This is a genomic window from Zoogloea dura, assembly GCF_012927165.1.
Classification (GTDB): domain Bacteria; phylum Pseudomonadota; class Gammaproteobacteria; order Burkholderiales; family Rhodocyclaceae; genus Zoogloea; species Zoogloea dura.
Window position 1 is genome coordinate 1 of sequence record NZ_JABBGA010000035.1, and the last position, 15,604, is coordinate 15,604.

Below are 15,604 nucleotides of genomic sequence, written 5' to 3' on the forward strand. Positions count from 1 at the left end.
CACACCCGGTCGCCGATGGAGGCCTTCTGGTACAGGCCCGCATCCACGCTCAGGTCGCTTTCGCCCGCGCTCAGGTTGACCACCCCGGTCTTGCCCGTCAGGGGGTCGAAGTCGCTGTCGGTCGCATCATTGCCACCCAGGTCCTTGCCGCTCAGGAAGTAGCCGGTCGGCGCCACCACCTGGGCCGAGTAGTCGCCCGGTGCCAGGTTGTTGAACAGGTAGCTGCCATCCGCCCCGGTGGTGGTGGTACCGACCACATTGCCGCTGGCGTCGATCAGCTTGACGGTCACCCCGGCCAGACCGGCTTCACCAGCGTCCTGCACGCCGTTGGCGTTCTTGTCCAGCCACACCTTGTCGCCGAGGGCGGCGGTGCGCTCGTCCACGAAGTCGTTGCCGGTGCTGGTGCCCCCTGCCGGCACGGTCACGGCGATCACGTTGGGATTGCCGCCGTCCTTGTCGGAGACGTCGAGGTAGCCCGGCTTGTTGGTTTCCTCCACCGTGTAGTTACCGGCAGGGACGTTATTGAAGCTGTAGTTGCCGCTGGTATCGGTCGTGGTGCTGGCCACGATGTTCCCGGCGCTGTCCTTCAGCACCACGGTCACGCCGGCGATCGGCGCGTCGCCCGTGTTGTTGTTGTCCAGGTCCTCGCGCACGGTGCCGGTGATGGCGCCGGGCGTGGCGACGATGCCCGCATCCCAGCTGCGATCGGATTCGCCGGACTGCAGGACGGTCTGGATCGTCCTGCCGGTGGCCGCGTCGGCATCGCTGTCGCTGGCGTCGGTGGCCGCCGCTGCGTCCCGGGTGGTGAAGGCATAGCCGGCCGGCAGCGTGGCCTTGTCGAACTGGACGCTGTAGGTGCCGGGCTTCAGCCCGCTGAACAGGTAGTTGCCCGCAGCATCGGTGTTCTGGCTGCTCACCACGTTGCCCGCGGCATCCAGCAGGGACACCCTGACGCCCTGCACGCCGGCTTCAGCCGCATCCTGCACGCCATTGGCGTTGCTGTCGTACCAGACCTTGTCGCCCAACTCGGCCAGCTTGTAGAGGCCGGCATCCACGTCCGGGTTGTTCTGCCCTGACACCAGGCTGACCAGCCCGCTCTGCCCCGCCGCGTTGATGTCACTGTCGATGGCCTCAACGCCCCCCAGGTCCTGGCCGCTGATTTCATAGCCCGCCGGCTTGACCACGGCCACCGAGTAGGTGCCGGGCGTCACGCTGAAGCTGTACTGGCCATCCGCCCCCGTGGTGGTGCTCTGCACCACCGCGCCCGTGGCATCCCGCAGCTGCACCACGACATTGGCAATGCCCGCCTCGCCCGCGTCCTGCACGCCGTTGGCGTTGGTGTCCTCCCACACCCGGTCTCCGAGAATGGCCGGGCGCTCGTCCACGAAGTTGTTGCCGGTACTGGTGGCGCCGGAAACCACACTCACCGCAATCACGTTGAGATCGCCGCCATCCTTGTCGGAGACGTCCAGGTAGGTCGGCTTGTTGGTCTCCACCACCGTGTAGCTACCCGGGGGCAGGCCGTTGAAGACGTAGTTGCCGCTGCCGTCTGTAGTGGTGGTGGCCACCACCTTGCCGCTGCTGTCCAGCAGGGTGACGGTCACGCCTGGGATCGGCGTGTCGCCGATGTCATCGTTATTGCTGTCTTCCAGCACGGTGCCGGATATGGCGCCCGGAACGGGCACGGCGAAGGTGATGGTATTCGGTGTGACGTCGAGGTCGGCGCCACCACAGCCAGCGGTCCCGCCGTCGTCACGCACCTGGAAGGTGAAGGACTGGGCCCCGCCGGCATCGACCGGTGCCAGGTAACTCAGCTTGCCGGCAGCGATATCGGACGCCAGGATCTCCTGCCCGGCCACCACGGCGACACCATCCAGGCGCAGCACGCCGCTGGCCGGCACCGAATCGATCACCACCGACTTGAAGCCGTTGCCCTCCACCGCATCGACAAAGCCGAAGTCGCCGAGCCCGAGTACGTAGACATCGCCGTTGGCCAGCGCCACCCCCTCGTCCGCGCCGGTGGGGGCGTCATTGACCGGCGTAACCTGGACCGTCAGGTCGAGGATGAAGCCGCTGCCCGTACTGTCGGTACCCAGCACGCTCACTTCCAGTTGGCCGTTGAAGTTGGGCAGCGAGCTCATGTCCAGGCTCAGGGTGTCCTTGTCGACGGCGGTGAAATAGCCGGCCGTGACCTCCTGGTACACCCCATCCACCTTTACATACAGCCTGATCTTCTCGGGATTGATCGCCGAATAGTTTGAATCCGCCAGCTTGAGCAGGTCGAACAACTCAAAAGTCTTGCTGGTGTCTTCACAAAGGGAAATGCTTGTTGCGTAACGCGGCAGTGCCATGACCAATCTCCATCGCTGTGTTTTTCGTTTCGACCCCGAGATAAAGAGGGAGCGAGCCGTGAAATCAGGGATGAAAAGGCAATTAGCGCGCCAACGACCCGCATAAATTTGTCAAAAACGATATTTTCAAATCACCTCAATTACTTATACAAAAAGAAAAGCTTATTAACAAATATTAAAAACGGCACATCAAACCTGCTGTAAGAAATCCCGACACCCATATATGAAAAATCAGGTAAATCCGCGGCAACACATCCTCTTCTTTCTCATAAAAAACAGCAAAAATCAAAACCAAAGCACTGTTTTAAATGAAATTTTTAAAAACAAAACACCCACAAAAAAACAAGCCTCCCCTTCCACCCTCTACCCAGAAATCACTCAAACCCCCATAAAATTCTTCGACAGGCATTTATTCACAACACCACCTCACCATGCGACATTTCCTTTAAAACCAAAAACCACAAAAAAATACTAATCACCCAACCAAAAGAAACAAAATGTTGTTAAAAATAAGACACGATTTTCAACCCCACCCTCTTTCCCCATAAAAAGTCACATAAAAATTGAAAACAAAACCCCATTAAAAGAGTTCGTGATTTTTTGACATTTTTCCACCTCCGCTCCTGTGGCACCATCGGCAGCCTGAAAACAGGGAAACCGGATTACGGCTTCCAGCGAATCGCCCTACCGAGTTCATTCCCATGCCTGAATCCCCCACCTTCATTCCGGGCTCGGCCCCGGTCGATGGCATCATCGACCAACTGATGTTCCTGGCCCATTTCTTCGGAAAGCGTGCCGACCCCGTCCAGTTGCTGGCCGACACGCCAATTCAATCGGGCCGCATCGGCGAATCACATATCCATGAATGCGCCCAGCGTGGCGGCCTCCACCTCAGCCGCACGGACAAGCAGCCCGAGGCCTTCCGGCCCTCGGAACTGCCGGCCCTGATCGTGGTTGCAAACGGTGAACCGCTGGTGGTGCTGAAACAGGAGGGGGCCCAATTTGAATGCGTGCAGGCGGGCATCTGCGGCAGCGTCCGCCTTGATGCCGCCGCCATCGCCCAGGACTACCCAGGGGTCGCCTACTTCGTCCGGCCACGGGTGTTCTTCGACAGCCGCAGCCTGCTCTATCACCTGCCCCGCCCGCGGCGCTGGTTCTGGGACACCCTGCTGGCCAACCGCAGCATCTACGGCTGGGCCCTGCTGGCCACCGTGATGAGCAACCTGTTCGCGGCAGTCATCCCCTTCTACACAATGTCGGTCTACGACCGGGTCATTCCCAACAACGCCCTCGAGAGCCTGTGGGTCCTTACCGCCGCGGTGGGGCTGGTCATCGTCTTCGACCTGGTCATCAAGCTGCTGCGCAGCTACCTGCTCGAGTCGGCGGCGCGCAAGGCCGACATCGCCATGTCGGCGCACGTCTTTGCCCACGCCCTGCGCCTGCGGGCGGCGCACCGGCCCGCCTCGGGCGGCGTGCTCGCCAACATCGTGCGGGACTTCGAATCGGTGCGGGAATTCGTCACCTCATCAACCCTCACGGTGCTCGGCGACCTGCCCTTCATGCTGTTCTTCCTGGTCCTGATCGCCCTCGTCGGCAACTGGCTGGTGCTGGTCCCGGCACTCATCATTCCGCTGACCATCGGCGTCTCGGTGCTGATCCGCCGGCCGCTGACCCGCCTGCTCGGCGCGAGCATGCAGGAGTCGGCCCAGCGCACCGCCCACCTGTTCGAAACGATGCACGGAGTGGACACCCTCAAATGCCTGGGCGCCGAAGCCTGGGCCCGGCGCAAGTGGGAGATGCTGACCGTCAAGATCTCGGAAAACGCCGTGCAGATGCGGGAATGGACAGCCTTCGGCAGCTATGCCTCGCTGCTCCTGACCAGCGTGGCGACGGTGCTGATCGTCATGTTCGGCGCCCTGCTGATCGCCGAAGGGCAACTGACCATGGGCCAGCTGATCGCCGTGTCGATGCTGGCCGCCCGCGCCATCACGCCGGCAACCCAGATCGCCGCGCTGGTCGTCCGCTACGAGCAGACCCGCCAGGCACTGCAGGCCCTCGACAAGGTGATGGAATCGCCCACCGACGAGGCCGGCGACAGCCTGCACCTGCCACGCCTCCAGGGCCGCATCGACTTCCGGGATGTGCACTTTGCCTACCCGGCCTCGCCGCCCCTGCTGAAAGGCCTCAGCCTGAGCATCCGCCCCGGCGAGAAGGTCGGCTTCATCGGCCGCATCGGCTCGGGCAAGAGCACCCTGTGCCGCCTCCTCCTCAACCTGTACGCCCCGGACCAGGGGGCCGTGCTGGTGGATGGCCTGTCGGTCGGCCAGTTGGAGCCCCAGAGCCTGCGCCGCCAGGTGGGCTACGTCCCGCAGGACGTCGTGCTGTTCCACGGCGACATCCGCGAGAACATCCTGCTCGGCAACAGCCAGGCAAGCGATGCCCAGCTCCTGGAGGCCCTGCGGATGTCCTGCCTCGACGAAACCCTGGCGCAGATGCCCAACGGCCTCGGCACCCAGGTCGGCGAGCGCGGCGAACGCCTGTCCGGCGGCCAGCGCCAGGCCGTCTCCATCGCCCGGGCGCTGGTCCAGCAACCACGTCTGCTGCTCCTCGACGAGCCCTCGAGCATGATGGACCCCGGCACCGAAGCCCGCCTGATCGAGAACCTGCACAGTCTCAAGGACACCACCCTGCTGCTGGTCACGCACCGGATGGCCATGTTGCCTCTGGTGGATCGTCTGGTCGTCCTCGACCAGGGCCGGGTCGTCCTCGACGGCCCCCGCGCCGACGTGCTGCGCAAGCTGCAAGGAGCCCCCGGCAGCAACGCCACCAGTGCCGCCAGCACCGGAGCCCCCCCCAAGGAGTTCGCCGCATGAATGCCCCGATTCCCCCGCGCCTCGACAGCCAACCCCTCGGGCCCCATCCCGACTTCGACCGGGGCCCCCGTCGCGCCGCGCTGCTCCTCCTCGGCACCACGACCCTGTTCTTCGTCCTGCTTTTCGCCTGGATGAGCCTGGCCCGCCTGGACATCTCGGTGAACGCCAGCGGCGCCGTCGTGCCCTCCAGCCGGACCCAGCAGATCCAGAGCATGGAGGGTGGCATCCTCACGCTTCTGAATGCCCGGGAAGGCAGCGTGGTCCGCCAGGGCGACGTCCTCGCCGTGGTGCAGAACCTGCAATTCAACGCCGACATGGGCGAGTCGCAGCAAGCCCTGTGGGGCGCCCGCGCCGCCCTGATCCGCCTCGAAGCCGAAGCCCGCGGCACCTCGCCGCTCTTCCCGCCCGAACTGGAAGGCCAGGCCCCCGAGCTGGTGCGGGAACAACGCACCCTGTGGCAGAGCCGCCGCCAGGAGCGCCAGAACACCCTGGAAACCCTCTCACGCCAGCTGGCCCAGCGCCAGCAAGAACTGGCCGAGGCGCGGACCCGCCACCAGACCCTTTCCGAAAGCATCGGGCCGGCCCGCGAAGCCCTCGCCATTGAGGAAAAGCTGGGCGCCGCCGGCGCCGGTGCACGGGCCGACCTGCTTGCCGCGCAGCAACGCTACAGCAGCCAGAAGGGCGACCTGGAAGCCACCCGCATCACCATCGGACGCACCGAGGCCGCCGTGGCCGAAGCCCAGTCGCGCCTGTCGGAAACCCGCGCGCGCTTCCTCACCGAAACCAGCAAGGAAAAAAACGAACTGGAACTGCGCGCCGCCACCCTCACCGAACAACTGGCGGGCCGCAGCGACAAGGTCGCCCGGCGGGAGCTGCGCGCGCCCCTCGACGGAGTGGTCAACCGCCTCCTGGTCAACACCCTGGGCGGCGTGGTGAAACCCGGCGAGAGCATCATGGAAGTGATTCCCGCCGACGATCGTCTCCTCGTGTCGGCCCGCGTCAAGCCCGCGGACATCGCCTTCATCAAGGCCGGCCAGGCCGCCCGGGTGCGTATCAGCGCCTACGACTCGTCCATCTTTGGCACCCTCGAGGCCGAGGTGGTCCGGGTCGGTGCCGACGCCATCGTGGATGCGGAACGCAAGGAGACCTACTTCGACGTCTTCCTGGCCACCCGCCGCAATTACCTGGGCGAGGCCGCCGAGCACCTTGCCATCTCCCCCGGCATGGCCGCCGACACCAGTATCCGGACCGGCCAGCGCACGCTGATGGAGTATCTGCTCAAACCCCTGGTCAAGACCCTCGACAAGTCCCTGCGGGAACGCTGATGAAAACCCCTTGCCCGGCCCACCGGCCGATCCTCGCCCTAGTCCTCGCCCTTGCCGCCATGGCCACCCAGGCCGCCCCCCTGCCGACGGTGGTGGACAAGGTCCTGCTGCTGCAGCCCGGGGTGCGTTCCGCCCAGGCCCTGCTGCGCGCCGCCGAGGCTCAGATCACCCAGGCCCGCTCCGATTTTGCACCGACCCTGGGATTGAGCTACCGCAACACCGACTCCCGCGACGAAACCCAGGGAAACCCTGTGGATCGGCGGCTCCGCCGCAACGATGCCAGCCTGCGCTGGAACATCTTCAACGGGGCAGCCGACACCCACCGACTGCGCTCGGCGGCCTTCGGACGGGATGCCGCCGAAGCCGACCTGGACAACGTCCTCGAACAACTCACCTACGAGATCACCGAGGCCTACACCGACGTGGTCCGTCTGCGCCAGACCATGGACAGCCTGCGGGCCACCCTCGAACGCCAGGAACAGGTAGCAGCCAATGTGGCCCGGCGGGTCGAGGCCGGCCGCATCCCGTCCGCCGAGCTCGACCTGATCCACGTCCGCCAGATCCAGAACCAGGCCCTGCTCGGCCAGTTGCGCGCCCAGCTGGGCACCGCCGAGTACCGCTACCGCCTGCTCGCTGGCGAAGCCCCCGAGGCACTGGTCACGCCCTCGCTCCGGACCGACGCCAAGGCTGGCGACCTGGATGCCCTGGTGGAGCGCATCCGCGAACGCAGCCCCCGGCTGCGCGCCGCGCTCCAGCGCAGTGCAGCCCGCCAGGCCGACATCGGCGTCGCCCGCGGCAGCTTCTTCCCGTCGGTGGACCTGTCCTTCAGCAAGCGCCTGGACAACCACAGCAATCCCGTGCCGGTCACCGACACCGACCGCTCGACCCAGCTGCAGGTCAGCATCGACATTCCGCTCGGCGGCAAGAACCTTGGACGCCATACCGAGGCCGTGGCGCGCCACCAGGCCGCCCAGGCCGATGCCGATAAGCTGCTCTTGAAGGTATCCCGCGAGCTCACCGACCTGCACCACCAGTACCTGGAAGCCTCCGGCATCGCCCCCCGGCTGGAACAGCGGGTGATGGCGGCGCAACGGGTCGCCGCCGCCTATGCGCTGCATTTCGAGGCAGGCCGGCGCAGCCTCAACGATCTCTCCATCGCGCAGGACGAACTCTTCAGCGGCCAGCGTGCCTTGATCGAGAACCGGGCCCAGCAGATCACCCTGCAAGCCCAGCTGCTGAGCCTCGCCGGCGAACTGCGGGAGGCCCTGCGGACGCGCTACCAGGCGGCTCCCATCACCCCAGAGCTGCTCGGCACGGAGCCTTACAGCCCGGCATTCGCCGCGGCGCCGCTGCCGGTCATCGAAGCCCCGCCGGCACCGCGCATGGATCTGGATGAAGCAGCTACCTCACCAACCGCCACGGCGGGCCTGCCGCCAGCCCGGCAGATCCAGGCCTGGGCCACCGCCTGGTCGGCCGGCGACTACACCGCCTACCGCAGCTTCTATGCCGAAGACTTCAGGCCGGGTCGCGGACGCAGCCTGGCCGGCTGGGAAGAAGAGCGCCGCCGGCGTCTGGCCGAGGCCCGTTCGCCGCAGATTCTCATCGAGGATGTGCAAGTCCGCAGCACTGGCGCGGAGCGGGTCAGCCTGCGCTTCGTACAGCGCTACAGCGCTGGCCACTACCAGGACGTGGTACGCAAGCAACTCGACTGGGCACGCCAGGACGGGCGCTGGAAGATAGTCGCAGAAACGGTCCTGGCCGCGCCGGCCAAGGCCACGGCAGAAGTCACCCCGGAGCCCTGAGCACAGACTGCGGGCTTACAGCCCCAGCTCGCCCCACATCTCGTCCACCCGCTTCTTCACTGCCGGGTCCATGGTGATCGGCGTGCCCCATTCCCGGCTGGTCTCGCCGGGCCACTTGTTGGTGGCGTCCAGGCCCATCTTGGAACCCAGCCCGGCCACCGGGCTGGCGAAATCCAGGTAATCGATGGGCGTGTTGTCCACCAGGGTGGTGTCGCGGGTGGCATCCATGCGGGTGGTCAGGGCCCAGATCACTTCCTTCCAGTCGCGGATGTTCACATCCTCGTCCACCACGATGATGAACTTGGTGTACATGAACTGGCGCAGGAAGCTCCAGATGCCGAACATCACCCGTTTGGCATGCCCCGGATACTGCTTGCGGATGCTCACCACCGCCAGCCGGTAGGAGCAGCCCTCCGGCGGCAGGTAGAAGTCCACGATCTCGGTGAACTGCTTCTGCAGCAGCGGCACGAAGACCTCGTTGAGCGCCAGGCCCAGCATGGCCGGCTCGTCGGGTGGCTTGCCGGTGTAGGTGCTGTGGTAGATCGGATCGCGGCGGCTGGTGATGCGCTCGATGGTGAACACCGGGAACTCGGCCTGCTCGTTGTAATAGCCCGTGTGGTCCCCGTAGGGCCCTTCCATGGCCACTTCACCGGGATGGATCACCCCCTCGAGCACGATCTCGGCGGAGGCAGGCACCTGCAGATCCGAGCCCAGGCACTTCACCAGTTCGGTCTTGGCGCCGCGCAGGAGGCCGGCAAACTGGTATTCCGACAAGCTGTCGGGCACCGGGGTGACCGCCCCCAGGATGGTCGCCGGATCGCAACCGAGCACGACCGCCACCGGAAAGGGCTTACCGGGATTGGCCAGCTGGTGGTCGCGGAAATCCAGGGCACCGCCCCGGTGAGCCAGCCAGCGCATGATGACCTTGTTGGAGCCCAGCACCTGCTGGCGGTAGATGCCCAGGTTCTGGCGGGTCTTGCTGGGGCCGCGGGTGACCACCAGGCCCCAGGTGATCAGGGGCGCGGCATCGCCGGGCCAGCAGTGCTGGATGGGCAGGCTCGCCAGATCCACGTCCTTGCCCTCCTTGACCACCTCCTGGCAGGCCGCCGAGGACACGACCTTAGGCGACATGTTGAGGACCTGGCGGAACACCGGCAGCCTGTCCCAGGCATCCTTGAGCCCCCTGGGCGGCTCCGGCTCCTTGAGGAAAGCCAGCAGCTTGCCGACCTCGCGCAGGGCGCTCTGCCAGTCCTCACCACTTTCCCCCATGCCGAGGGCGACCCGCTGGGGGGTGCCGAACAGGTTGGCGAGCACCGGCACGCTGTGCCCGCGCGGCTTTTCAAAGAGGATCGCCGGACCACCGGCCCGCAGCACGCGGTCGCAGATCTCGGTCATTTCCAGGTGGGGATCGACGGGGACGCTGATCCGCTTGAGTTCGCCGAGGCGCTCCAGCTGGAAGATGAAGTCACGAAGGTCGGAATAGCGCATGGCAAACAGGCCAACTGGAAAAGAATGAACGGAAACGGCCGCAAAGGCGGCCGTTCTCTAACTGGCAGGGCTGGACTCAGTCAAGCAGGGCATTGATGGCCCGGATATCCTCGTCACCGAGGCTGCCGGCCGCAGCCTTGAGCTTGAGCTGGGCCATCAGGGTGTCATAACGGGCCTTGGCCAGCTTCTGCTGGGTGTCATACAGCTGGCTCTGGGCATTGAGCACGTCGATGTTGATGCGCACCCCCACGTCGTAGCCAAGCTTGTTGGCGTCCAGGGCCGAGGTGGACGACACCTGGGCCGCCTCGTAGGCCTTCACCTGGGCAAGCCCGCTGGTGACCCCCAGATAGGCCTGGCGGGCATTCTGAGCGGCGGTACGACGCGCCACATCGAGATCGGCCGCGGCCTTGTCACGCAACGAGGCGGCCTCGCGCACGCGGGAATTGACGGCGCCGCCCTGGAACAGCGGCATGGACAGCTGCACGCCGATCACCGCGGTGTCGGTATCGGTACGGACCGGCGTGGCGAGGCCGCTGAAAGTCGCCGTGGAGCCCACCGAGTTGCCGTAGCTGGCCACCAGGTCGAGGGTCGGCAGATGGGCGGCACGGTTGCGCTCGACCTCGCGGCCGGAAATCTCGCCAACCACCTGAGCCGCCTGAACGGACAGGTTGCCACCTTCGGCCGCGCTCACCCAGGACTGGATGTCGGCCGGTTCGGGCCGGCTCAGGGCCACGCCCTTGCGCAGGCCCTTGAGGGCCTCCGGCGCCTTGGCGGTGAGCACCTGGAGGGCATTCCGCTTGACCTCGAGATCGCTCTCGGCAGCCAGCATCTGAGCCGACGAGAGGTCGGAGCGGGACTGGGCCTCGTGCACGTCGGTGATGGTCACGGTGCCCACCTCGAAGCTCTTGCGGGCCAGGGCCAGTTGCTGCCCGTTGGCCTCGTTGAGCGCGGTGGCGGCGGCCAGCACATCCTGCGCGGCGAGCACATCGAAATAGGCCTGGGCCGCGCGCAGGGTCAGGTCCTGGCGGGCCAGCTGGTACTGGGCTTCGGCCAGGGTGCCCTGGAGTTCGCCCTGCTTGTACTGGACCCAGTTCTGCCAGCGGAACAGCGGCTGGGCAAGCTGCACCTGCCAGCCGTTGGAGTTGTACTTGCGTGTGACGGGAACATGGTTGAGATCGGCGTTGTTCCAGTTGCTGTTGCCGCTCAGGCTAACTGACGGCAGCAGCCCGGCACGTGCCTGGGGCAGCTTTTCGAGCCCGGCGTCGCGGGACGCCAGGGCCCCCGCCAGCGTGGCATCGTTGGCGAGGGCCTCGCGATAGATCTGTTCCAGGTCGGCCGCACCGGCACTGGCGCCCGCCAAACCCACCACCATCGCAATCGCCGCACCACCAAGCCGTCTCATCATGTTTTCCGTCATCCTGTTGTTGTGAAGATCCTCTCCAGAAAACGCTGGGCCGCCCCAAGTTTTCTTGCCCCCTCGGGGGTGGGCGGGGCGGAGCCCTGCCCTGGGGGCACTCAGTAACGGGGCATGGCTGGATCCACCTGGAGCGCCCACTGATCAACCCCGCCTGCGAGGTTGATCATGTGGGAGAACCCCCGGCTCTCCAGGAACATCACCACCTGCATGCTGCGTCCGCCGTGGTGGCAGATGGCGACGATCTCGGTGTCCGGGTCCAGCTCTTCGGAACGGGACGGCACCGTGGCCATCGGCATGTGCACCGAGCCCGGGATGGCGCAGTACTGAAATTCGTTGGGCTCGCGCACATCGAGCAGGACCGGGGCCGGACGGGCCGGGTCCTGCAGCCATGCGGCCAGTTCGCTCGGGGTGATCTGCTTCATGGCCTTGATCGCTCAGAACTTGAACTGGCTCTTGCGCGGGGCGTTGCGCATCATCGGCACGCCGTTCTCGAAGAGCGACTCGGTGCGGTACTGGCCTTCGGCCACGCAGGTCACCAACTGAGCCGTGGCCAGGCGCTCATCGCCGACGAAGGCGAACAGGCGGCCACCCACCTTGACCTGCTGGAGCAGGGATTCGGGGATCTGAGGCACGCCGCCGGACACCACGATCAGGTCGTAGGGGGCGTTGCTGGGCCAGCCGCAGATGGCATCGCCTTCCTCGACGATGACGTTCTCGACGCCATAGCGCTTGAGGTTCTCGTGGGCCATGTTGACCAGGGCCGGTTCGATATCGACGGTACGCACCCAATCAGCCTTGGCGGCCAGCAGCGCCGCGAAGTAGCCGGAGCCGGCGCCCACCTCGAGGACCTTGTCGGAACGCTTGACCTGGATGGCCTGGAGGATCTTGCCCTCGATGACCGGCACCAGCATGCTGCCGCCGTGGCCCAGGGGAATCTGCGCCTCGGACAGGGCCAGGGCCTTGCAGGCCTCCGGCACGAACTCTTCGCGGCGAACGCTCATCAGCAGGTCGAGCACGCCAAAGTCCAGCACCTCCCAGGGGCGGATCTGTTGCTCGACCATGTTGTACCGTGCTTGCTCGAAATTCATTATGTGACTCCCGGATATATATTAGCACAAGCTAATATTTATGATCTGCATGCCTGAAACTTCGCAAAAACCTGCGAATTTTAGCTTACTTGAGCAGGACTTAGATCATCGGCAGCACTCTTCACGCCCGGCTCCCGGCGTACCCGGTACCAGGCTGCATACAGCGCGGGTACGAACAGCAGGGTCAACAGGGTGGCCACGATCAGACCGCCCATGATCGCCACCGCCATCGGCCCGAAGAAGGCGCTGCGGGTCAGCGGGATCATCGCCAGCACGGCGGCTGCAGCGGTCAGCGCAATGGGGCGCAGGCGGCGCACGGCGGACTCGACGATGGCCTCCCACAGGCTCAGGCCCTTTTCCACGTCCTGCTCGATCTGGTCCACCAGGATCACCGAGTTGCGCATGATCATGCCGAACAGGGCGATCGTGCCGAGCATGGCGACAAAGCCGAAGGGTTTGTTGAAGAGCAGCAGGAACAGCACCACCCCGATCAGGCCCAGGGGTGCCGTGAGCACCACCATGGTGGTCCGCGAGAAGCTGCCCAGCTGAACCATCAGCACCGTGAACACCACCGCGAAGAACAGCGGGAAACCGGCGTTGACCGAACTCTGCCCCTTGCCGCTCTCCTCTACCGCGCCGCCGGTCTCGATGCGGTAGCCCGCCGGCAGGCGCGCACGGATCGGCTCCAGCAGCGGCTCCACCTGGGCGGTCACGGTCGGCGCCTGAATCCGGCTGTCGTAGATCTGCCCGCGCACGGTGATGCTGGGCTCGCGGTTGCGGCGCCAGATCAGGCCCTGCTCGTAGGCATAGCTGACGGTTGCCACCTGTCCGAGGGGCACCGGCTTGCCGGCGCGGGTCGGGATGGACAGCTCGCCCACCAGCGACAGCTTGTCCCGCTCGAGCGCATCGGCCCGCAGGATCACGTCGATGGACTCGATGCCCTCCCGGTAGCTGGTGGCGGCCAGGCCACGCAGGGAGGTGTTGAGGAAGTTGGCCACGTCCTGGGTGGTCAGCCCCACCAGGCGCGCCTTGTACTGGTCCACGTCGACCCGCAGCACCTTGGACTGCTCATCCCAGTCGAGCTGCACATCCGACAGGCTGGGGTTGGCACGCATCACATCGGCCATCTCCGCGGCATGGCGGCGCACCGTGGGGATGTCCGGCCCGCTGATCCGGAACTGCACCGGAAAGCCCACCGGCGGGCCGTTCTCGAGGCGGGTGATGTTGGCACGCAGGTTGGTGAAGTCGTGCTTGAACAGCTCGATCATGCGATCACGCAGCGCCTCCCGGGCCGGGATGCTGTCGGTCAGGATGACGAACTGGGCAAAGTTGGCCGCCGGCAGCTGCTGGTCGAGGGGCAGGTAGAAGCGGGGGCTGCCGGTGCCCACGTAGGCCACGTAGTTGCGGATGCCCTCTTCCTTGGCCAGCACCTTCTCCAGCTTCTCGGCCTCGGCCTGGGTGGCGCGCAGGCTGGCCCCTTCGGGCAGGCGCAGGTCGATCAGCAGCTCCAGCCGGGTCGAGCTGGGGAAGAACTGCTGCTGCACGGCACCGAACCCGACCATCGCCACGACGAAGATGCCCAGAGTGGCGCCGATCACCGTCCAGCGGTGGCCCACGCACCAATTCACCACGGCGCGGAAACGGTTGTAGAAGGGCGTCCGGAAAACCGCGTCCTCCTCCCCCTCGAAATGCGGGTCACCCAGGCCGATGCGTTCCTTGAAAGCCTCCAGGCGCGGAAAGCGGCGGGCCAGCCACGACGCCTTGCGCGGCGCCCGCGGGTCGGGCAGCAGCTTGTAGCCCAGGTAGGGCACCACGATCACCGCCGCCAGCCAGGAGGCCAGCAGGGCGATGGCGTTCACCTGGAAGATCGAGCGGGTGTACTCGCCGGTGGACGACTGGGCGGTGGCGATCGGCAGGAAGCCGGCCACCGTCACCAGGGTCCCCGACAGCATCGGGCCGGCGGTGCTGGTGTAGGCAAAGGCCGCGGCGCGGGAGCGCTCCCAGCCCTGCTCCATCTTCACCAGCATCATCTCGACGGCGATGATCGCATCATCCACCAGCAGGCCGAGGGCCAGGATCAATGCGCCCAGCGAGATCTTGTGCAGGCCCACGTCGAACAGACGCATGCCGAAGAAGGTCACCGCCAGCACCAGCGGGATCGACAACGCCACCACCAGGCCGGTACGCAGGCCCAGCGAGAAGAAGCACACCACCAGCACGATGATCACCGCCTCGGCCAGCGACTTGACGAACTCGTCGATGGAGCGGGTCACCGCCTCGGGCTGGCTGGCCACTTCGGCCAGGTCCAGGCCGACCGGCAGGGCCGCCTGGATGTTCGCAGTCGCGCTCTTGAGATTGCGCCCCAGGGCGATGATGTCGCCGCCCTTGGCCATCGACACGCCGAGGCCCAGGGCGTTCTGCCCCTGGTAACGGAAGCCGGGCGCCGGCGGCTCGACGAAGCCCCGCGCCACCGTGGCGATGTCGCCGATGCGGAGCTCGCGCCCGCCGGCCTGGATGCGCGTCTCGCGGATCGCCTCGACCGTGTCGTAGGCCCCGCTGGGGCGCAGGTAGATGCGCTCGTCCTTGGTCTCGAAATACCCGCCCGGCGCCACCCCGTTCTGGCGCGCCAGTGCATCGGTGACCGTCTGCACATCGAGCCCGAGGGTCGCCAGCTTGGTGTTGGACAGCTCCACGTAGATGCGCTGTTCCTGCTCGCCGATCAGGTCCACCTTGGCCACGCCGGGCACCCGCAGCAGCTCGCCGCGGATCCGGTCGGCCTCGGACTTCAGGCGGGCGTAGTCGAAGCCGTCGCCGGTCAGCGCATAGATGTTGCCAAAGACGTCGCCGAACTCGTCGTTGAAATAGGGGCCGCGGATACCCGTCGGCAAGGTGCCGCGGATATCGCCGATCTTCTTGCGGACCTGGTAGAAGACGTCCTGCACGTCCTTCGCCGGCGTTGAGTCCTTGGCCACGAACAGCACCACCGACTCACCGGGGCGGGAATAGCTGCGGATGTTGTCCACGTAGGGGACTTCCTGCAGCTTCTTCTCGATGCGGTCGGTAAGCTGCTCCTCCACCTCCCGCGCCGAAGCGCCGGGCCATTCGGAACGCACCACCATCACCTTGAAGGTGAAGGGCGGATCCTCGGACTGGCCGAGGTTCTGATAGGAGATCACGCCGATCAGGGCCAGCGCCACGATCAGGTAACGGACCAGCGGCTGGTGGTGCAACGCCCACTCGGAAAGGTTGAAGCGCTTCAC

General features: G+C 65.8%; 10 protein-coding genes. 4 read left to right on the forward strand and 6 right to left on the reverse strand.

Annotated elements, in window-relative coordinates; genetic code table 11:
• Positions 1 to 2,351, reverse strand: a 2,351-nt coding sequence (locus HHL15_RS23730) for an SdrD B-like domain-containing protein (protein WP_169148289.1), incomplete at its 3' end; no start/stop codon positions are given.
• A gap of 223 nt (positions 2,352 to 2,574) precedes the next feature.
• Here HHL15_RS23730 and HHL15_RS23735 point away from each other — a divergent pair.
• The 4 genes from HHL15_RS23735 to HHL15_RS23750 all read left to right on the forward strand — a co-directional run bounded on the left by HHL15_RS23735 (position 2,575) and on the right by HHL15_RS23750 (position 8,351).
• Positions 2,575 to 2,826 carry a hypothetical protein gene (locus HHL15_RS23735; RefSeq protein WP_169148290.1) on the forward strand — a complete coding sequence of 84 codons (252 nt, stop codon included), beginning with the start codon at positions 2,575 to 2,577 and terminating at the stop codon, positions 2,824 to 2,826.
• Between the two features lie 226 nt (positions 2,827 to 3,052).
• Positions 3,053 to 5,224, forward strand: a complete 2,172-nt coding sequence (locus tag HHL15_RS23740) for a type I secretion system permease/ATPase (RefSeq protein ID WP_169148291.1) — start codon at positions 3,053 to 3,055, stop codon at positions 5,222 to 5,224.
• Positions 5,221 to 6,549 (forward strand): HlyD family type I secretion periplasmic adaptor subunit, encoded by a 1,329-nt coding sequence (locus HHL15_RS23745; protein ID WP_169148292.1) that lies wholly within the window; start codon positions 5,221 to 5,223, stop codon positions 6,547 to 6,549. The genes HHL15_RS23740 and HHL15_RS23745 overlap by 4 nt, the downstream gene beginning before the upstream one ends.
• Positions 6,549 to 8,351 carry a TolC family protein gene (locus HHL15_RS23750; RefSeq protein ID WP_169148293.1) on the forward strand — a complete coding sequence of 601 codons (1,803 nt, stop codon included), beginning with the start codon at positions 6,549 to 6,551 and terminating at the stop codon, positions 8,349 to 8,351. Before HHL15_RS23745 ends, HHL15_RS23750 begins: the two co-directional genes overlap by 1 nt.
• Before the next feature lie 15 nt (positions 8,352 to 8,366).
• On the opposite strand, the gene ubiD is transcribed toward HHL15_RS23750, so the two are convergent.
• From ubiD to HHL15_RS23775, 5 genes are all read right to left on the reverse strand, one after another.
• Positions 8,367 to 9,839: a 4-hydroxy-3-polyprenylbenzoate decarboxylase gene (ubiD, locus tag HHL15_RS23755; protein ID WP_169148294.1), complete on the reverse strand. Its 1,473-nt coding sequence runs from the start codon at positions 9,837 to 9,839 to the stop codon at positions 8,367 to 8,369.
• A gap of 76 nt (positions 9,840 to 9,915) precedes the next feature.
• Positions 9,916 to 11,241: a TolC family outer membrane protein gene (locus tag HHL15_RS23760; protein WP_169148313.1), complete on the reverse strand. Its 1,326-nt coding sequence runs from the start codon at positions 11,239 to 11,241 to the stop codon at positions 9,916 to 9,918.
• A 113-nt stretch (positions 11,242 to 11,354) separates the two neighbouring features.
• Positions 11,355 to 11,678: a rhodanese-like domain-containing protein gene (locus HHL15_RS23765; protein WP_169148295.1), complete on the reverse strand. Its 324-nt coding sequence runs from the start codon at positions 11,676 to 11,678 to the stop codon at positions 11,355 to 11,357.
• A 12-nt stretch (positions 11,679 to 11,690) separates the two neighbouring features.
• On the reverse strand, positions 11,691 to 12,344 hold the full coding sequence (locus HHL15_RS23770; protein ID WP_169148296.1) for a protein-L-isoaspartate O-methyltransferase family protein: 654 nt from the start codon (positions 12,342 to 12,344) through the stop codon (positions 11,691 to 11,693).
• 80 nt (positions 12,345 to 12,424) lie between these two features.
• Positions 12,425 to 15,604: an efflux RND transporter permease subunit gene (locus tag HHL15_RS23775; protein WP_169148297.1), complete on the reverse strand. Its 3,180-nt coding sequence runs from the start codon at positions 15,602 to 15,604 to the stop codon at positions 12,425 to 12,427.

Bases quoted from the DNA above. Each gene is read 5' to 3' on its own strand.
- HHL15_RS23735 (WP_169148290.1), top strand. From the start codon at position 2,575: ATGAAAAATCAGGTAAATCCGCGGCAACACATCCTCTTCTTTCTCATA.
- HHL15_RS23740 (WP_169148291.1), top strand. From the start codon at position 3,053: ATGCCTGAATCCCCCACCTTCATTCCGGGCTCGGCCCCGGTCGATGGC.
- HHL15_RS23745 (WP_169148292.1), top strand. From the start codon at position 5,221: ATGAATGCCCCGATTCCCCCGCGCCTCGACAGCCAACCCCTCGGGCCC.
- HHL15_RS23750 (WP_169148293.1), top strand. From the start codon at position 6,549: ATGAAAACCCCTTGCCCGGCCCACCGGCCGATCCTCGCCCTAGTCCTC.
- ubiD (WP_169148294.1), bottom strand. From the start codon at position 9,839: ATGCGCTATTCCGACCTTCGTGACTTCATCTTCCAGCTGGAGCGCCTC.
- HHL15_RS23760 (WP_169148313.1), bottom strand. From the start codon at position 11,241: ATGAGACGGCTTGGTGGTGCGGCGATTGCGATGGTGGTGGGTTTGGCG.
- HHL15_RS23765 (WP_169148295.1), bottom strand. From the start codon at position 11,678: ATGAAGCAGATCACCCCGAGCGAACTGGCCGCATGGCTGCAGGACCCG.
- HHL15_RS23770 (WP_169148296.1), bottom strand. From the start codon at position 12,344: ATGAATTTCGAGCAAGCACGGTACAACATGGTCGAGCAACAGATCCGC.